Origin of the sequence: Ciceribacter sp. L1K22, from assembly GCF_017599385.1 — a bacterium.
In the GTDB taxonomy this organism is placed as follows: Bacteria; Pseudomonadota; Alphaproteobacteria; order Rhizobiales; family Rhizobiaceae; genus Allorhizobium.
Genome location: NZ_JAGFPK010000002.1, coordinates 460872 through 478622 on the forward strand (window position 1 = coordinate 460872; position 17751 = coordinate 478622).

The window sequence follows — 17751 nt, forward strand, 5'->3', positions numbered from 1 at the left end:
AAACGAATTGAGCCCTCAAAGGCAACACACGATGACCGAACAGAAGACCGAAACCGCCCTCTCCTCCGACCCGACGGAAGTCCGCCGCCAGAAGCTCGACCAGCTGCGCAAGACCGTTGGTGACGTCTATCCGGCGCATTTTCACCGTACGCTGACCAATGCGGAATTCGCCGAGAAATACGCCGGTCTCGAGCCGGATCAGGAATCGGAAGACATCGTCACGGTCGCCGGCCGCGTCTATTCATCGCGTAACTCAGGCATGTTCATGGACATCCATGACGCCTCGGGCAAGATCCAGATCTTCTCCCACAAGGACACCACCCCGGAGGAAGCGCGCGCGCTTCTGCCGATGATCGACCTCGGTGACATCATCGGCGTCAAGGGTCAGGTCCGCCGCACCAAGCGTGGCGAGCTGACCATCAACGCGCATGAAATCACCATGCTGACCAAGACGCTTCTCCCGATGCCGGAGAAGTATCATGGTCTTGCCGACATCGAGCTGCGCTATCGCAAGCGTCACCTTGATATCCTAAGCAACGAGGAATCCAAGCTCCGCTTCCAGCAGCGCTCGAAGATCGTCTCCGGCATCCGCCGCTTCATGGAAAGCGAAGGCTTTCTCGAGGTCGAGACGCCGATGCTGCAGACCGTCTACGGTGGCGCCACGGCTGAGCCGTTCAAGACGCACCACAACACGCTGAAGATGGACATGTACCTGCGCATCGCGCCGGAACTGTTCTTGAAGCGCACGCTGGTGTCGGGCCTTTCCGACAAGGTGTTCGAGGTCAACCGCAACTTCCGCAACGAAGGCGTGTCGACCCGTCACAATCCCGAATTCACCATGATGGAATGCTACTGGGCCTATGCCGACTACGAGGACATCATGGGCCTCGTCGAGCGCATGTTCGAGACGCTTGCCATCAGCATCCACGGCACGACGGACGTTGCCTATGGCGACAAGACGCTCTCTTTCAAGGGTCCCTTCAAGCGCGTGCCGATGCCGGACGCCGTCAGGGAAGCGACCGGCATCGACTTCCTTGCGATCAAGACCGACGAGGAAGCCCGCGCCGCCGCCAAGGCTGCCGGCTTCGAAGTCGAGAAGGACTGGACCTGGGGCGAATGCCTCGCCTTCATCTTCGAAGAAAAGGTCGAAGGCACGCTGATCCAGCCGAGCCACGTCACGCATTTCCCGAAGGACATCTCGCCCTTTGCCAAGGAAGTGCCGGGCGAGCCGCGCCTCGTCGAGCGCTTCGAAACCTATTGCAATGCCTGGGAAGTCGGCAACGCCTTCTCTGAACTGAACGACCCGGAAGAGCAGCGCAAGCGCATGGTCGAGCAGCTCGAACAGGCCCATTCGCGCGGCGAAAAGGACAAGCAGCTGGACGACGAGTTCCTCGATGCGATCGACCAGGGCATGCCGCCCGCAGGCGGTCTCGGCATTGGCGTCGACCGCCTGATCATGCTCTTGACCAACGCCCCGTCGATCCGCGACGTCATCCTCTTCCCGGCCCGCCGCAACCGCGATTGAGGCGGGAAAGATTGCAGACTGTCACGATGACGGCGGCCTTTCGGGCCGCCGTTTGTTTATGGATTGGCGTAAAAATCTGGAGCCGGCTCAGTGACCTGCGCTGGCGTGCTCGTCAGCCTTGGTTTTCTCGTCCGTCGTCGGAGGCAGAGCGTGGGAGTCTTCGGCCGGAACATCCGAAGCATGCGAGCCGTCCGCCGCGCTGTCAGCCGAACCTGCCGGCTTGGACTTCAGCTTCGCGAGCCATGCCGCACCGGCCGCATCGGCATCGGCCGCATCCTTGGCATGCTCGGCGATATCGGGCGTGCTGGCTTCCGCCTCCTTGGCTGCCGCGGCATCGGCTTCTCCGTCGCCCCACACGAGATCCTGAAGCGAGCCTAGCCAGCCCTTGCCGTCCTCCTCGGACTTGGCCGCATCCGCCGCGGGTTTTGTCTCTTCGGGGGGCAGTGCGTCCGCGTGATCAGTAGAGGCTTGTTCGCTCACTTCAACAGTGTGACCTGCGGGACTCGAATGTTCTGCCGCAGCGGCATGTCCTTCCCCGGTCGGCGCGGCATGCATCTCTTCCGAGGTCACATGCCCCTCTGCCGCCGCCTCGCTCGTCGCGTGTTCGGTCTCATGGGCGACGGCCGGTATATCGGCGCCGTGCTCGGCTTTGGCCTTCTCGACATGCGCGCCATGCTCGTCTTCCGCCGGCGCCTCAGCGGTGTCGCCGTGCGCCTCCTCGGCCGGAGCGGCATCATCGCTGCCGAACACCATGCCCTTAATCGATGCGAACCATCCGCCGGATTGGGCCTCTTCGCCATGCGCCGGGTCCGCTCCATGGCCATCCGCGACCGGTGTTTCCTCGCCGTGGCCCTTCGTTTCGCCGTGGCCGTCGGCCTCGCCGTGCCCTGCAGCCTCTCCATGTCCGGCATCGGCACCGTGTCCGGGATCCTCGTGGCCCGAGGCTTCGCCGTGTGCGGCTGGCGCCCCGTGGGCATCAGTTTCACCATGCGCTGCCGGCGCCCCATGGCCGTCTGCCCCTTCGATCACCGGCGTGATGCAATCCGTCTTGTCGTCAAGGCGCGCGAACAGCGCCTCGACATCGCCGAGCGGCAGGATGATGCGTTCTCCGTAGAACTGGCCGCTCTCGTTGGCGGGTTTGTCGATATAGCGGGCCGAAAACGAAACGCCGGCCGTCTCTTCCGGAACCTTGGCGGGATCAGGAATATAAAGGATATCGGCCCCCACAGCGCGGCCGCGCATGTCGGCGCGGTCGGTCGGACCATTCTTGTCGAGCACGACGACCTGGACCAGGTCCGGCTTCTTGGCATCGTAGACGGCCGCAGCGACCCTGAGCGCAGTTTTGACCCTTGTCGGCCCGTCGGTTGGCTCGGTTGTGATGAATTTGCGGACCCAGAAACGATCTTTCTTCTGGATCGTCACGGTCTTGACCTCGGTGCACTCCAGGCCGTTCAACTCGGCATAGGATCGCCCCAGCAACTGGTCAGCTCCGATATAGACCGCAGCCGCGCCGGTACCTCCGCACAAGACCGCAACGCCGCCGAAGATGACAAGCAGTTTACGGGACAAGCGGAATTTGCCCGACAGACCTTTCACGCCAGATACTCCGACACGCACTACTCCACATCTTACGCAATACTCCGCCAATTTTTGGCAGACTGTCCTTGAGGAACACTTAACTTGCTCGGTTGAATGCCGCCGGTTCACACCCTTTTTCGGCATGAAGGGTGAAATTGAGAAGCATTCGCAAATTCGTTGACAAACGCGAAAGCCTGACTAGATTTGATTGCGAATAATTCGCAATTGTGGAGATGGACGATGTGGAGACGAATTGCCGGCCTGATTGTCCTGGCCGCCGTGACGATGCCCCTCTCCGCCCAAGCAGCGGATAAACCCAAGGTCGTCACGACCTTCACCGTCATCGCCGATATGGCGCGCAACGTCGCGGGCGATGCCGCCGAGGTGGAAAGCATCACCAAGCCCGGCGCCGAGATCCACAACTACCAGCCGACCCCGCGCGATATCCTGAAGGCCCGCGACGCTGACCTGGTGCTCTGGAACGGCCTGAACCTCGAAAGCTGGTTCCAGAAATTCCTCTCCAACCTCGGCGACATTCCGAACGTCGTGGTGAGCGACGGCATCGAACCAATGAGCATCTCGAGCGGCGCCTACGACGGCAAGCCGAACCCGCATGCCTGGATGTCCCCGGACAATGCGCTGATCTACGTGGAGAATATCCGAAAGGCTTTGGTGGCAATCGATCCGGACAATGCGGCGACCTATGACGCCAATGCGACAGCGTATGCCGAACGGATCAAGGCCGAGATCGCGCCGATGAAGGCCGCGCTGGCCGAACTGCCCGAAGACGATCGCTGGCTCGTGACCAGCGAGGGCGCGTTCTCCTATCTCGCGCGTGACCTTGGGCTGAAGGAACTTTATCTCTGGCCCATCAATGCCGACGCCCAGGGCACGCCGCAGCAGGTTCGCGCGGTGATCGACGCCGTCCGCGAACACGATGTCAAGGCCGTCTTCAGCGAAAGCACGGTATCGGCCGAACCGGCCAAGCAGGTCGCCGCCGAGACTGGCGTTCGCTACGGCGGCGTGCTCTATGTGGATTCTCTCAGCGAGGCCGACGGCCCTGTCCCGACCTACGTCGATCTTCTCAAGGTTACCGTCTCGACCATCGTAAGCGGCCTGAAAGGCTGATCATGCACGGAACTTCTAAACAGCCACCGGACGGTCTTTCCGCTAGCGATGTCAGCGTGACGTATCGCAACGGCCTGACGGCGCTTCGCCATGCGTCCTTCTCTATACCAACAGGCACAATCACCGCGCTTGTCGGCGTTAACGGGGCCGGCAAGTCGACCCTGTTCAAGGCAATCATGGGCTTCGTCCCCGTATCCCACGGCTCGATCTCGATCCTCGGAATGACCGTGAAGGAGGCGCTGGCGAAAAATCTGGTCGCCTATGTCCCGCAGGCCGAGGAAGTCGATTGGAATTTTCCGGTGCTCGTCGAGGACGTGGTGATGATGGGCCGCTATGGCCACATGAACTTTCTCCGTATCCCCGGAAAGCACGACCGCGAGATGGTCGATCGGGCGCTATCCCGCGTCGGCATGTCAGACTACCGCAAGCGACAGATTGGCGAACTCTCCGGCGGCCAGCGCAAGCGAGTCTTCCTTGCACGCGCTCTTGCCCAGGAAGGTCAGGTTATCCTCCTCGACGAACCCTTCACCGGAGTGGACGTAACGACCGAGGAGCAGATCGTCGCGCTGATGAAGGACCTTCGCGACGAGGGCCGGGTCATGCTGGTCTCCACCCACAATCTCGGCAGCGTGCCGGATTTCTGTGATCGGACAATCTTCGTGAAGGGCACCGTGCTCGCCGCCGGCCCTACGGCGGAAACGTTCACCGAGGAAAACCTGAAAGCCGCCTTCGGCGGCGCGCTGCGCCATTTCGTGCTCGGCGGCAGCGACCTGCATGACGACGAGGACGACCGTCGCGAGGTCAAGGTCTTCACCGACGACGAACGCCCCTTCGTCGTCTATGCACGGCCGGAGGCGGAAAAATCCGATGACAAGCCTTCTGCTTGAACCCTTCGGCTACGACTACATGCTGAACGCCATCTGGGTCAGCACGCTGGTCGGCGCTGTCTGCGGCTTCCTCTCCGCCTACCTCATGCTCAAGGGCTGGTCGCTGATCGGTGATGCGCTCTCCCACGCTATCGTTCCCGGCGTTGCCGGCGCCTACATGCTGGGTCTTCCCTTCGCGTTGGGTGCCTTTTTCTCCGGCGGCCTCGCCGCCGCAGCCATGCTGTTCCTCAATCAGCGTACGCGGCTGAAGGAAGACGCCATCATCGGCCTGATCTTCACCTCCTTCTTCGGCCTCGGCCTGTTCATGGTCTCGCTGTCGCCCGTCTCGGTGAACATCCAGACCATCGTGCTCGGCAATATCCTCGCCATCTCGCCGTCCGACACACTGCAACTCGCCATCATCGGCGGCGTGAGCCTTCTGGTTCTGGGGCTCAAGTGGAAGGACTTCATGGTCACCTTCTTCGACGAGAACCATGCCCGTTCCATCGGCCTGAAACCCGAGGTGCTGAAGGTCATCTTCTTCACCCTGCTCGCCGCCTCCACCGTTGCCGCGCTGCAGACCGTCGGCGCCTTTCTCGTGGTCGCCATGGTGGTGACGCCCGGCGCCACCGCCTACCTGCTAACCGACCGTTTCGGGCGACTTATCCTGCTGGCGCTCTCCATCGGCGCCGTCACCAGCTTCCTCGGCGCCTATGCCAGCTACTTCCTGGACGGCGCGACCGGCGGCATCATAGTCGTGCTGCAGACTTTGATCTTCCTCGCCGCCTTCTTCTTCGCCCCGAAACACGGCCGCCTTGCTGCCCGCCGGCGCGGTAGACAGACGGAGCAGGCGGCATGAACGAGACACTTGAACTCCTGCTTCTCCCGTTCCAGCTTCCCTTCATGCTGTCGGCCTTCGCGGTGACGCTGATGATTGCGGTGCCAATGGCGCTGCTCTCCTGCTATCTGGTCCTGAAGGGATGGTCGCTGATGGGCGATGCGGTCTCCCACGCGGTCCTGCCGGGTGTCGTCATCGCCTATGTCATCGGCATGCCGCTCGCGATCGGCGCCTTCGTCGCCGGTCTCACCTGCGCGCTGATGACGGGCTACATCAAGGAAAACAGCCGCATCAAGGAAGACACCGTGCTCGGCATCGTCTTTTCCGGTATGTTCGCTCTCGGTCTCGTGATGTTCGTCAAGGTCGAGAGCGATGTGCACCTAGACCACATCCTGTTCGGCGACATGCTCGGCATCCTGCCCTCCGACCTGGTGGAGACGGGACTGATCACGCTCGCCGCTACCCTGTTCCTGCTCGTTCTGCGCAAGGACCTTCTGGCGCACGCCTTCGACAGCCAGCACGCCCGCGCCATAGGGTTGCCAGTGCGGCTGCTGCATTATGGATTGCTGGCTATTCTGTCGCTGACGGTCGTGGGCGCTCTGAAGGCGGTCGGCATCATCCTCTCGGTCGCCATGCTCGTCGCCCCCGGCGCGATCGCCTTCCTGATCGCGCGCCGTTTCCAGACAATGCTGATCACCGCCGTGCTGGTCGCGACGTCAGCCACCTTCTTCGGCATCTATCTCAGTTTTCTGATCGACAGCGCCCCGGCACCGACGATCGTACTTCTGATGACCGGCATGTTCATCATCGCCTTCATCCGGACGGTTATCCGCACGAAGGCGATGTCAGATCATAAGGCCGCGTCTCAGCAGTAGATCCGGAACTTGTCCCGGATGGCCTGATCGACAGCGGGATCGAAGGTCGATCTCGGTGCATTCTCGAGAATTCGCCGCTTGCGCGCGATCGCCTTCTCGATCAGGTCCGGTCGTCCGTTTTCCACCCACTCCTTGGGGCTCGAACGATCGGCAACGGCCGGATAGACATATTCCGTCTGCATCAGGCTCAAGGTCTGCGGGTCGCCGAGATAGTGGCCCGGTCCTTCCAGGCACACCGACTTCATGGTTTCGATCGACACCGAATCCTCGGTCACGTCGATGCCACGTATGCAGCGCTGCACCTGCCCGAGCAGGTCGTCGCCGAGCACCAGCGACTCCAGGCAGAAGCCCAGGAGCGAGGCATGCATGCCGACCGACTCGTAGATCATGTTGAGACCCGAAAGTCCCGCCATGACGTTGAGGATGCCCTGCTCCCAGCCGGCCTGCATGTCGGGCAGCTTCGAGTCCGACATGCCCCCGGCCGCTCCGCCGGGGAGACCGTAGAACTGATGCATCTGCGCGCAGCCTGCCGTCAGCAGGCCCTGCTCCCCGGAGCCACCGGACATCGCGCCCGTCCGCAGGTCAGAAACGAACGGCCAAGTCCCGAAGATCGCCGGGAAGCCCGGAGCCATGGCGTTGACATAGACGACCCCCGCCAGGCATTCCGCCACCGCCTGCACGATCGCTGTCGCAAGCGGCGCCGGCGCGGTGGCACCGGCCTGACCGGCCGACAGCAACAGAATTGGCATGCCTTCGCGGATACAGTGCTCCATGGTCAGGCAACTTTCCGTCGCGAATTTCATCGGCGGCACGACGAAGCAGTTCGAGTTCGACACGAAGGGCCGCGCCCGCCACTTGTCCTCGCCGCCGGCGATCATGTGCAGCATGTCGAACCCGCCGGCGACATGGGCCGGATCGGAGAAGCTGGTGCCGACATGCTTCGACGTCCCGGCACAGCAGGCGTAGAGCGTGTTCATGTCCATGTCGAAATTGTCGGGCACATCCCGGCAGACCATGGCCCGCTGGAAGAAATGGATGTTGTCGAGGTGCTGAACCAGTCGAGCGGCGTCGAGCAGGTCCTTCGACGTCGATTCTCGGTATTCCCGCTTCTCGACGTCAACGACGTTCACGGCCGCGCCGGCCGTGCCGTAATAGGTGTTGGTGCCCGACAGCAGCATATCGAACTTCGGATCGCGGCCAAAGAGCGTGATGTCCCGCGCCGCCTTCGCCAGCATGTCCTCGACCAGCGCACGCGGAAACCGCAACCGTCCGTCATCGCCAAGGATGGCGCCGGCCTTCGTCATGATCTCGACGCCCGACGGCGGCGCCTGGCTAAGCCCTATTACCTCGAGCGCCGTCAGCGCGGCCTCGTGGATGCGCTTCACCCCGGCCTCGGTCAGCGGCTTGTACTGGCCACCCGGTAGTCCGGGCCGGATCGGCCGGACATTTTCGGCGAGCGGCGCCGCTCGCATCGCCACCCGCGCGGCGCGACCGCCCGAGCGCCGCGATGGCGCGACCGCGCAGGCTTCCCCGGGGATTTCGTTGGTTTCCAGTAGACCGCTCATGGGTTTCTCCAAATGTTGGCGGAGTGTGCAACGGCGCCTCTCGCCGTCACATCCGCACCCGTTCCGCCTTGGGGTCGTACATCGGCTTCAGCGAAGCCTCGGCCTTGAACCGTTCGCCGGCCACCTCGATCTGGTAGGTCGAGGCCAGCACATCCGCTTCGCTCTCGCCCTCGCAGGGCACATAGCCCATGCCGATCGCGCCGCCGAGGAAATGACCGTAATTGCCTGATGTCACCGTGCCGACGATCTTGCCGTCGCGCACCAGCGCCTCGTTGTGGAAGACAAGTGGTTCCGGATCGGTGAGCCGGAGCTGCACCATGCGGCGCTTCAGGCCCGCGTCCTGCTTCCTGAGAACAGCATCGCGTCCTATGAAATCGCCCTTGGCAGTCCGGACCGCGAACCCGAGCCCCGCCTCCAGCACGTGATCCTCGTCGGTGATGTCGTGGCCGAAATGCCGGAACGCCTTCTCGATGCGGCACGAGTCCAGCGTATGGATGCCGCAGAGCTTCAGCCCCACATCGGCACCGGCCTCATCGAGCGCCTCGAACACATGCGCGGTCTGGTCAGTGGAGACATAGAGCTCCCAGCCGAGTTCGCCCACATAAGTAACGCGATGAGCGCGGGCGATGCCCATGCCGACCTCGATCTCGCGCGCCGTGCCGAAAGGATGTCCGTCATTGCAGATATCTGCTGGGCTCACTTTCGACAGCAGTTCGCGCGACCTTGGCCCCATGACGCATAGCACGCTTTCCGCCGCCGTCACGTCGGTCACGACCACGAACTCGTCGGGCCGCAAATTCTTCCGCAGCCAGGCGAGGTCGCGCTGCAGGGTCGCGCCCGGAACGACGAGGAAAAACGCGGTTTCGGAAAGCCGCGTGACGGTTAGATCGCTTTCGATACATCCCTTGCTATTCAGCATCTGGGTGTAGACAATCCGGCCCGCCGACACGTCCATCTGGTTGGCGCAGAGCCGTTGCAGGAAGGCAAGCGCGTCACGCCCCTCGACGCGGATCTTGCCGAATGAGGTCATGTCGAACAGGCCGACGCCGGTTCTCACCGCCATGTGTTCGTCGCGCTGGTTCTCGAACCAGTTCTGCCGTTTCCAGCTGTAGCGGTATTCGCGCTCCTGGCCCGGTTTCGCGAACCAGTTGGCCCGCTCCCAGCCGGCGACCTCGCCGAATACAGCGCCGCGTGCCTTCAGGTGTTCGTGGATCGGCGAACGCCGGACACCGCGTGCCGTCGCCATCTGGCGATAGGGAAAATGATCGGCATAGAGCAGGCCGAGCGTCTCGGTGACGCGTTCCTTGAGATAGGCGCGGTTCTTCTGGAACGGCTGGGCGCGGCGGATATCGACCTCCCAGAGGTCGAAGGGCGGCTCGCCATCGTTCATCCATTGCGCCAGCGCCATCCCGGCACCGCCGGAGGAAACGATACCGATCGAGTTGTAACCGGCCGCCACCCAATAGCCCTTCAGCTCTGGCGCTTCGCCGAGATAGTAGCGGTCATCAGGAGTAAAACTCTCGGGCCCGTTGAAAAAGGTATGGATGCCCGCCGTTTCCAGCATCGGCAAACGGTTGACCGCCATTTCGAGGATCGGCTGGAAGTGGTCGAAGTCCTCCGGCAACTGGTCGAAGCAGAAATCCTCGCGGACCTTTTCCCCGGCCGGCGGCCACGGCTTGGCCTTGAGTTCGAAGGCCCCCACGAGCATCTTGCCGGCGTCTTCCTTGTAATAGGTCTGCTCGTCCGGCACGCGCAGCACCGGCAATTGCTTCAGCCCCGCAACGGGCTCGGTGACGATGTAAAAGTGCTCGCAGGCATGCAGCGGCACGGTAACGCCGGACTTCGCCGCGAGATCGCGACCCCAGAGGCCGGCGGCGTTGACGACATTCTCGGCCTCAATCGTGTACCGCTCGCCATTCTGCTCGCAGACGACGCCGGAAACCCTACCCTCCTTGGTCAGCACGTCGATGACCTTCACGCCCTCGATCACGGTTGCCCCGAACTGCCGCGCGCCTTTTGCGAGCGCCATGGCGATGTTGGCGGGATCGCATTGACCGTCGAGCGGCAGGTGCACCGCGCCGACGACGTCGGAAACGTTCAGATGCGGATACATGGACTTCACTTCGTCCGGAGAAATCTCCCGAACGTCGACATTGAAGGCGCGCGCCAGCGAAGCCTGGCGGTAGATCTCCTCCTTGCGCTCGTCGGTGAGCGCGACCGTGATCGAGCCGTTCTGCTTCATGCCGGTGCCGATGCCCGTCTCTTCCTCGAGCCGGACATAGAGGTCGCGCGAGTATTTCGCGAGCCGCGTCATGTTCTGGCTGCCGCGCAGCTGGCCGATCAGCCCAGCCGCATGCCAGGTCGTGCCGCAGGTCAGCTGTTTGCGCTCCAGCAGCACCACGTCGGTCCAGCCGAGCTTGGCCAGATGGTAGGCGACCGAGCAGCCGGACACGCCACCGCCGATGATGACCGCCCGCGCCTTGGAAGGGATCGGCTTGCTCATGCCTTCAATCTTTCGTTCGAGGGATCCCAGAGCGGCTGGTCGGGCTGCACCGTCGCCTTGAAGCGGTCGCCGAAGATTTCGACCTCGACCTGCGTGCCGGGCCCGGCAAGGTCAGCCCGCAGCATTCCGAGCGCGATCGACTTGCCGGTGCGATAACCCCAGTTGCCGGAGGTCGTCTCACCCACCACCGCACCGTCATGCCACAGCGTCGACATGTACGGCGCATCGCAATCACCGGCGTCGACCACGAGCGTCACGAACCGCTTGGACACGCCGAGCTGCTTTTCCTTCAGCAGCGCCGCCTTCCCCTTGAAGTCATCTTTCGACCAGTCGATGAAGCGGTCCAGCCCGCCCTGCAGCACGGTGTAGTCAGTGGAAAGATCGCCCTTCCAGGCTCGGTAGCCCTTCTCGATGCGCAGGCTGTCAAGCGCTTCCATGCCGAACGGCTGAAGTCCATGTCTCTGGCCAGCCACCCAGACGGCATCGAAGACGTCGGCCGTGTCCTCGATCTTGGTATGCAGTTCCCAGCCAAGTTCGCCTGCAAACGAGACTCGCACCAGTTGCAGCCATTTGCCGGCGATCTGGCACGACTGGTGCGTCAACCACGGCTTCGTCAGATCGGCGTCGGTCACTTCGGCAAGGATCGCGCGCGAGGCGGGACCGGAGAGGATCTGGCAGGAGAAGGCCTCGGTCACATCGTCGATGGTGAAGCTGGCATCGGTCGGCTTTAGCTTTCGCAGCCATTCCAGATCATGCCACTGTGCCGTCGCGGCCGTGATCAGGAAGAAGAAATCCTCGCCCAGCATCATGACCGACATTTCGGTGACGATGCGGCCCTTGTCGTCGGCGAAATAGGCAAGCCCGATCCGCCCCGGCTTCGGCACCTTGCCCGTGATGATCGAGGAGAGCCACGCCGTCGCGCCCGGCCCCTTCACCCGGAAACGCGAGAAGCCCGGCAGGTCGAGAATGCCCGCCGCATCCCGCACGGCGAGGCATTCCGCCTCGATGCGCGGGCTCCAAGGCCCCTTGCGGTCCCAGGTCTGTGTCGCCTCCTCGGAAATATCGTCGCCAGGCTTGGCGTACCACATGGCGCGCTCCCAGCCGTTGTAGGGCTTGAACTGCGCGCCCAGCGCCTTGATCCGGTCGTGGATCGGCGACAGTTTCCGGTCGCGTCCCGCCGGCCAGTAGTGCTTAGGAAAATGCATCGCATATTCATGGCCGTAGATTTCCATGCCCTTGGCGACGCAATAGTCCTGGTCCGAGGCGAACGAGGTATAGCGGCGCGGATCGCACGACCACATGTCCCATTCCGTCTGCCCCTCGGTGACCCATTCGGCCAGCACCTTGCCGGCGCCGCCAGCCTGGCAGATGCCGAAGGTAAAGACGCAGGCCTCGAACGCGTTCGGCACGCCCGGCATCGGCCCGATCAGCGGATTACCATCAGGCGCGTAAGGGATTGGCCCGTTGATCATCTTCGACAGGCCTGCCGTCCCCAGGATCGGCACCCGCTCGACGGCATCGTTGAGATACCATTCGAGCCGTTCGAGATCGTCAGGGAAAAGCTGGAAGGAAAAATCCTCTGGCATCGGGTCGTCGTTCGTCACCCAATGCGCCTTGCAGTTCTTCTCGTACGGCCCGAGATTCATCCCGTACTTTTCCTGCCGGAGATAATAGGAGCTATCGACGTCGCGCAGCAGTGGCAGCTTGTGCCCGGCCTCCTTGGACCACGCCTCCAGCTCGGGAATGGTGTCGAACAGCATGTACTGATGGCTCATCACCATCATGGGCACGTCGCGCCCGAACAGCTTTCCCACCTCGCGGGCGTAGTAGCCGGCGGCGTTGACCACGTATTCGCAGCGGATTTCGCCCTGCGGCGTCGTCAGCACCCACTCGTCGTTCTCGCGACGGGCTGCCGTCACCGGGCAGAATCGGATGACCTTGGCGCCCATGTCGCGCGCACCCTTGACGAGCGCCTGCGTCAGCTGCGCCGGATCGATATCGCCGTCATAGGGATCGTAGAGCGCCCCGGAGAGGTCGTGTGTTTCGAGGAACGGATACTTCGACCGCATTTCGTCGGGCGCCAAGATATCGAGGTCCATACCCTGGTATCGGCCCATGCCGACGACGCGCTTGAACTCCCGCAGCCGCTCCTTCGAATGGCCAAGCCGGACAGAACCGGTGACGTGGTAGTTCATCGGATAGTCGACGAGCTTGCCGAGATCACGGTAAAGCGTCGCCGAGTAGCGCTGCATGTTCATGATCGACCAGGACGACGAGAAGGTCGGAACGTTGCCGGCCGCATGCCAGGTCGATCCGGCCGTGAGCTCGTTCTTCTCCAGAAGCACACAATCCGTCCAGCCGGCCTTGGCCAGATGGTAGAGCGAGGAGGCTCCGACCGCCCCGCCCCCGATGATCACCACGCGCGCCGTCGTCGGCAGTTCCGCCATGCTTTTTCCCTCGCGATTTTCGCCGAGCTTGGCAAAAAACGAGGGCTCGCTTCAAGAAGAAGGACGGGGCTTTATTGATCGATGAATTCGATTAGATTAGCCGGAATTGTCGTGATACGTGGCGCAAAAATGCAGATTGATCTGATTGAGACCTTCATTGATCTGATGGAGACCCGAAGTTTCAACCGCACCGCCGAGCGCATGGGGATCACCCAGTCGACCGTCTCCCACCGGGTGAAGGCGTTGGAGGCGGAGTTCGACCGGAAACTCTTCACGCGAAGCAAGGGAGGCACGGTCCCGACGGCCGCCGGTCTCAGGTTTCACGACCATGCGATGGCGCTGCAGCGGCAATGGCACGAGGCCTCCCGCGCTGTCGAAAGTGCCGGCGCCTATGAACATGCGATGCGCCTCGGCATCCAGCAGGACGTCGCCGCCGAACATGCCGGCGGTCTGCTGCGCGCGATCCGACAGGAGATGCCCTCAACCTCCTTCTACATGGAGGTCGACTATTCGGGCCAGATGAACCGCGACCTTGCGAGCGGCGACCTCGATCTCGCCATCCTCTACACGCCGAACTACCTTCCGGACCTGCATTACGAGCGCATCGGCGACATGACCTATCTGCTGGTCAGCACGCTCTCGCCGCATCTGAAGGATCTGCCGGTCGAGCGCTATATTCGCGCGAACTATTCGCCCGCCTTCGAGCGCGCCCACCGTGTCGCCCTGCCACATCTGCTGACGGCGGCAGTCTCCTCCGGTCAGAACATGGCGATTCTCAGCCTGCTGACAAGCCTTGGCGGCGGCGCCTTCGTTTCGAGGTCCACCGCCTACCGGCTGGCGGACGAGGGCGAGGCCCATATTGTCGTCGATGTCGCGCCGATCGAACAGCCCGTCTACGCCGCGACCTCGATCCGTACCCGCCACGCCCCCCAGCACCGCCGCATCGTCGCGGCGATCACCGATCTGCTGGCAGGCTGAACGCATATCCTAAGCGGCTTTACTTGGTGCGTGTTAAACCCGACCGCCGTGCAACGACATGCTCCCGCCATACCGTAAAGAGGCCGGCGCCGACGACGATCAACGCGCCGAGCACCATGGTCAATCTGAGGCTCTCTCCGAACAGTGCGACGGCGATCGACGATGCCAGAACCAGTTGCCAGTAGGAGATCGGCTGGACCATGACGGCGTCAAGGTTCTCGTAGGCGCGGATCAGCGACAGATGTCCGATGATCCCCGTGCAGCAGAGCGCGCCCATCCAGACCCAGTCCTCGACCGCAATCGGCGTTACGAAGGCCGGTGCCAGCATGTTGATACCGACGAAGCCAACCATGCACATATAGAAGAAGCTTGTCACCGGCGGATCGTCCCTGCTGACCAGTCGCGTCAGAATTCCGTAGAATGCACCGCACGTTGCCACCGCGAGCGGCAGCAGCATCAAGATATTGAAACCGTCCGCGTCCGGCGAGAGGATCAGCAGCACCCCGCAAAGGCCGACGATGATCGCAGTCCAGCGACGCCAGCCGACCTTCTCTCCGAGAAGCGGCACCGACAGCATGGCGACGAGGATAGGTCCGGAAGCGAAGATCGCCTGCGATTGGGCAAGTCCGACATAATGAAACGCGGCGACAGAGATGAGGATCTGGCTCGCCAGCAAAATACCGCGCAAGATCTGCAACACCGGCCTCTTCGTGCGAGCGGCCGTGCGGATACCACCCGGCGAACGGCGCGCCAGGAACAACGCGAAGGCGGCGAAGGCCCAGTAACGGACCAGTGCGACCACCACAGGAGAATAGGTCGCGCCCAGATGCTTGGATATGGCATCCTGGAAGGCAAAGACCGTGAACGCGGTGAAGGCAAACAGATAGCCGAGCGGCGTGGATTTCATCGGGTGTCCGATTCGGGAAAGTAAGGCTCACTCTAAAGGCGGCCTGACGATTGCCAAGCCGCATATTCGCAAGGCTCCCTTGCTAAATCGATAAGAGTGCTGCGCATCTGTCTGTAGTTGCCGGAATTCATTCCTCATGCTCTATAAAAGCCATGGCCTTCACCTTCCGACAGTTGCAGTATTTCGTGGCCGTCGCCGAACAGGGATCGGTGACGCGCGCCGCCCAGAACCTGTCCATTTCTCAGTCCTCCGTCACCGAGGCGATCAAGGAACTGGAGGGCGATCTCGGCGTCGAGCTCTTCGAGCGCCACCCCCGCGGCCTGACCATCACCTATAACGGTCACCAGTTCCTGCGCCACGCGACGAAGATCCTCGCGGACGTCTCGGATGCCCGCAACGTCTTCACGGAGACGCAGAACAGTACGGGCGGCACATTGAACATCGGGGTCACCTCGCTGGTCGCCGGCTACGTGCTCTCGGACCTCCTTGCCCGCTACCGTCGCGCCTGCCCGGGCGTTGAGGTCTCGGCCATAGAGGACAACGGCTCTTATCTCGAACACCTGCTGATCGGCGGTGAGCTCGATGTCGCCGTCATGGTCATCTCCAACCTGCGCGACCGGATGGCGCTGCAGGCCGAGATCCTGGAAACCTCGCCCTATCGTCTCTGGCTCCCGATCGGCCATCCACTCGTCTCCGCCGACATCATTTCAGTGCAGGACATCGCCCGCGAGCCGCTGATCATGCTGACCGTCGACGAAATCGAGGAAAACACTGGCAAGCTGCTATCTGCCCTCGGCGCCCGCCCGCATGTTGCTTTCCGCACCCGTTCGGTGGAAGCGGTCCGCAGCCTGGTCGCGACCGGCGCCGGCGTCGCCCTTCTCCCTGACCTCGTCTACCGCCCGTGGTCTCTGGAAGGCGACCGCATTGAAAGCCGTGACGTGTCGGGCGCGCTGCCCGTCGTGCAGGTCGGCATGGTCTGGCGCAAGGGATCGAGTCTGCCCCAGGCGGCGCGGGATTTTGTCGGAGTTGCGGAGGCGACTCGCAGTGGGAGGGTTCGTTGATTGCCGGACATATCGGAAAAACCGATACCGCCATTCTGACGAATGAATTTGCGAATGCGGTAAATTCGCGGCAACTTTTCTCCCGGGAACAATAAGGGGCTCGCAAAGCGGCCCTCACAACCGGGAGACCTCGCGATGAAATCTCTTCTGAAGTCTTGCACTGTCCTTGCCACCGTACTGAGCTTCACCTCCGCGGCCGTCGCCCAAGAGCCGCTGAAGGAACTTGGCGCCGGTGAAGGCGCCCTCTCCATCGTCGCCTGGGCGGGCTATATCGAGCGTGGCGAAACCGATCCTGCCTATGACTGGGTCACAGAATTCGAGAAGAAGACCGGCTGCATGGTCTCGGTGAAGACCGCCGCCACTTCGGATGAAATGGTTGCCCTGATGAACGAAGGCGGCTTCGACCTCGTCACCGCCTCGGGCGATGCGTCGCTGCGTCTAGTCGCCGGCAAGCGCGTCCAGCCGATCAACACGGCCCTAATCCCCTCCTGGAGCACGATCGACGAGCGCCTGCAGAACGCCCCCTGGCACACCAAGGACGGCGTCCACTACGGCACGCCCTACGTCTGGGGCCCGAACGTGCTGATGTACAACACCAAGGCATTTGGCGACAAAGCGCCGGACAGCTGGAACGTCGTTTTTGAAGAAATGACGCTCGCCGATGGCCAGTCGAACAAGGGCCGCGTCCAGGCCTATGATGGCCCGATCCATGTGGCCGACGCCGCCAACTACCTGATGTTCCACAAGCCGGAACTCGGCATCAAGGACCCCTACGAGCTGAATGAAGACCAGTACAAGGCTGCCCTCGACCTGCTCCGTGTCCAGCGCACACTGGTCAGCCGTTACTGGCACGATGCATTCATTCAGATCGACGACTTCAAGAACGAAGGCGTCGTCGCTTCCGGCTCCTGGCCCTTCCAGGTCAACCTCCTGAAGGCCGATCAGCCCGTCGCCTCCGTCTTCCCGAAGGAAGGCGTCACCGGCTGGGCCGACACGACCATGCTGCATGCCGACAGCGAGCATCCGAACTGCGCTTACATGTGGATGGAGCATTCGCTCTCGCCCAAGGTCCAGGGCGACGTTTCCGCCTGGTTCGGCACGGTTCCCTCGGTTCCGGCCGCCTGCAAGGGCAATGAGCTTCTCGGCGACGAGGGCTGCGCCACCAATGGTTACGAACACTTCGAACAGATCAAGTTCTGGAAGACACCCGTCTCGAAGTGCGAAAGCCAGGGCGAATGCGTCCCTTATCACCGCTGGGTTTCCGATTACATCGGCGTAATCGGCGGACGGTAACCACCGTATCTCCCCCCTTGCGGGGGAGAAAGCAAAATCAACGAATTAGCCGAGCAGAGCGAGGCTAAGCGTTAGATTTTGCAAGAGAGGGGCAAGCCTCGCCCCCCTCTCTTGCGATTTCTAGCACTTAGCTGACGCTAAGATGCTGAAATCGCATTCTCTCCCGCAAGGGGAGAGATGGAACCGG

Annotated in this window: 13 protein-coding genes; 8 read left to right on the forward strand and 5 right to left on the reverse strand. The window is 62.4% G+C overall.

Translation table 11 applies throughout. The annotated features are described in order from the left end of the window. The first annotated feature begins 31 nt into the window (after window positions 1-31). On the forward strand, window positions 32-1525 hold the full coding sequence (lysS, locus tag J5J09_RS20150) for a lysine--tRNA ligase (RefSeq protein WP_208554017.1): 1494 nt from the start codon (window positions 32-34) through the stop codon (window positions 1523-1525). An 87-nt stretch (window positions 1526-1612) separates the two neighbouring features. Here the strand turns inward: lysS and J5J09_RS20155 are convergent, their stop codons facing one another. Then, complete coding sequence (locus J5J09_RS20155) at window positions 1613-3121, reverse strand: hypothetical protein (protein ID WP_208554018.1); 1509 nt, start codon at window positions 3119-3121, stop codon at window positions 1613-1615. A gap of 267 nt (window positions 3122-3388) precedes the next feature. Here J5J09_RS20155 and J5J09_RS20160 point away from each other — a divergent pair, with 267 nt between their 5' ends. Genes J5J09_RS20160 through J5J09_RS20175 form a run of 4 tightly spaced genes read left to right on the forward strand, consistent with a single transcriptional unit; the run spans window position 3389 to window position 6810 of the window. Beyond that, window positions 3389-4231: a metal ABC transporter substrate-binding protein gene (locus J5J09_RS20160; protein ID WP_246746056.1), complete on the forward strand. Its 843-nt coding sequence runs from the start codon at window positions 3389-3391 to the stop codon at window positions 4229-4231. A 2-nt stretch (window positions 4232-4233) separates the two neighbouring features. Next, entirely contained in the window at window positions 4234-5118 is an 885-nt protein-coding gene (locus J5J09_RS20165; RefSeq protein WP_208554020.1) for a manganese/iron ABC transporter ATP-binding protein, read from the forward strand. Next, window positions 5099-5956, forward strand: a complete 858-nt coding sequence (locus J5J09_RS20170; protein ID WP_208554021.1) for a metal ABC transporter permease — start codon at window positions 5099-5101, stop codon at window positions 5954-5956. Before J5J09_RS20165 ends, J5J09_RS20170 begins: the two co-directional genes overlap by 20 nt. Further along, a complete protein-coding gene (locus J5J09_RS20175; RefSeq protein ID WP_208554022.1) occupies window positions 5953-6810 on the forward strand; it encodes a metal ABC transporter permease in 858 nt (285 codons plus the stop codon). Before J5J09_RS20170 ends, J5J09_RS20175 begins: the two co-directional genes overlap by 4 nt. Here the strand turns inward: J5J09_RS20175 and J5J09_RS20180 are convergent. Genes J5J09_RS20180 through J5J09_RS20190 form a run of 3 tightly spaced genes read right to left on the reverse strand, consistent with a single transcriptional unit; the run spans window position 6801 to window position 13325 of the window. Beyond that, window positions 6801-8375 carry a trimethylamine methyltransferase family protein gene (locus J5J09_RS20180; RefSeq protein ID WP_208554023.1) on the reverse strand — a complete coding sequence of 525 codons (1575 nt, stop codon included), beginning with the start codon at window positions 8373-8375 and terminating at the stop codon, window positions 6801-6803. The genes J5J09_RS20175 and J5J09_RS20180 overlap by 10 nt on opposite strands. 46 nt (window positions 8376-8421) lie before the next feature. Then, complete coding sequence (locus J5J09_RS20185) at window positions 8422-10878, reverse strand: FAD-dependent oxidoreductase (RefSeq protein WP_208554024.1); 2457 nt, start codon at window positions 10876-10878, stop codon at window positions 8422-8424. After that, window positions 10875-13325 carry an FAD-dependent oxidoreductase gene (locus tag J5J09_RS20190; RefSeq protein WP_208554025.1) on the reverse strand — a complete coding sequence of 817 codons (2451 nt, stop codon included), beginning with the start codon at window positions 13323-13325 and terminating at the stop codon, window positions 10875-10877. Before J5J09_RS20190 ends, J5J09_RS20185 begins: the two co-directional genes overlap by 4 nt. Window positions 13326-13454: 129 nt before the next feature. On the opposite strand from J5J09_RS20190, the gene J5J09_RS20195 reads away from it, so the two are divergent. Further along, window positions 13455-14303, forward strand: a complete 849-nt coding sequence (locus J5J09_RS20195; RefSeq protein WP_208554026.1) for a LysR family transcriptional regulator — start codon at window positions 13455-13457, stop codon at window positions 14301-14303. Between the two features lie 19 nt (window positions 14304-14322). Here J5J09_RS20195 and J5J09_RS20200 read toward each other — a convergent pair whose 3' ends face one another. Continuing rightward, the gene (locus J5J09_RS20200; protein ID WP_208554027.1) at window positions 14323-15210 is read right to left on the reverse strand and encodes a DMT family transporter; all 888 of its coding nucleotides are present in this window, start codon (window positions 15208-15210) and stop codon (window positions 14323-14325) included. 152 nt (window positions 15211-15362) lie between these two features. Here J5J09_RS20200 and J5J09_RS20205 point away from each other — a divergent pair, with 152 nt between their 5' ends. Together J5J09_RS20205 and J5J09_RS20210 are read left to right on the forward strand one after the other, a co-directional pair. Beyond that, window positions 15363-16271: a LysR family transcriptional regulator gene (locus J5J09_RS20205; protein ID WP_208554028.1), complete on the forward strand. Its 909-nt coding sequence runs from the start codon at window positions 15363-15365 to the stop codon at window positions 16269-16271. A 135-nt stretch (window positions 16272-16406) separates the two neighbouring features. Continuing rightward, the gene (locus J5J09_RS20210; RefSeq protein WP_208554029.1) at window positions 16407-17564 is read left to right on the forward strand and encodes an ABC transporter substrate-binding protein; all 1158 of its coding nucleotides are present in this window, start codon (window positions 16407-16409) and stop codon (window positions 17562-17564) included. The last annotated feature ends 187 nt before the right edge of the window (window positions 17565-17751 follow it).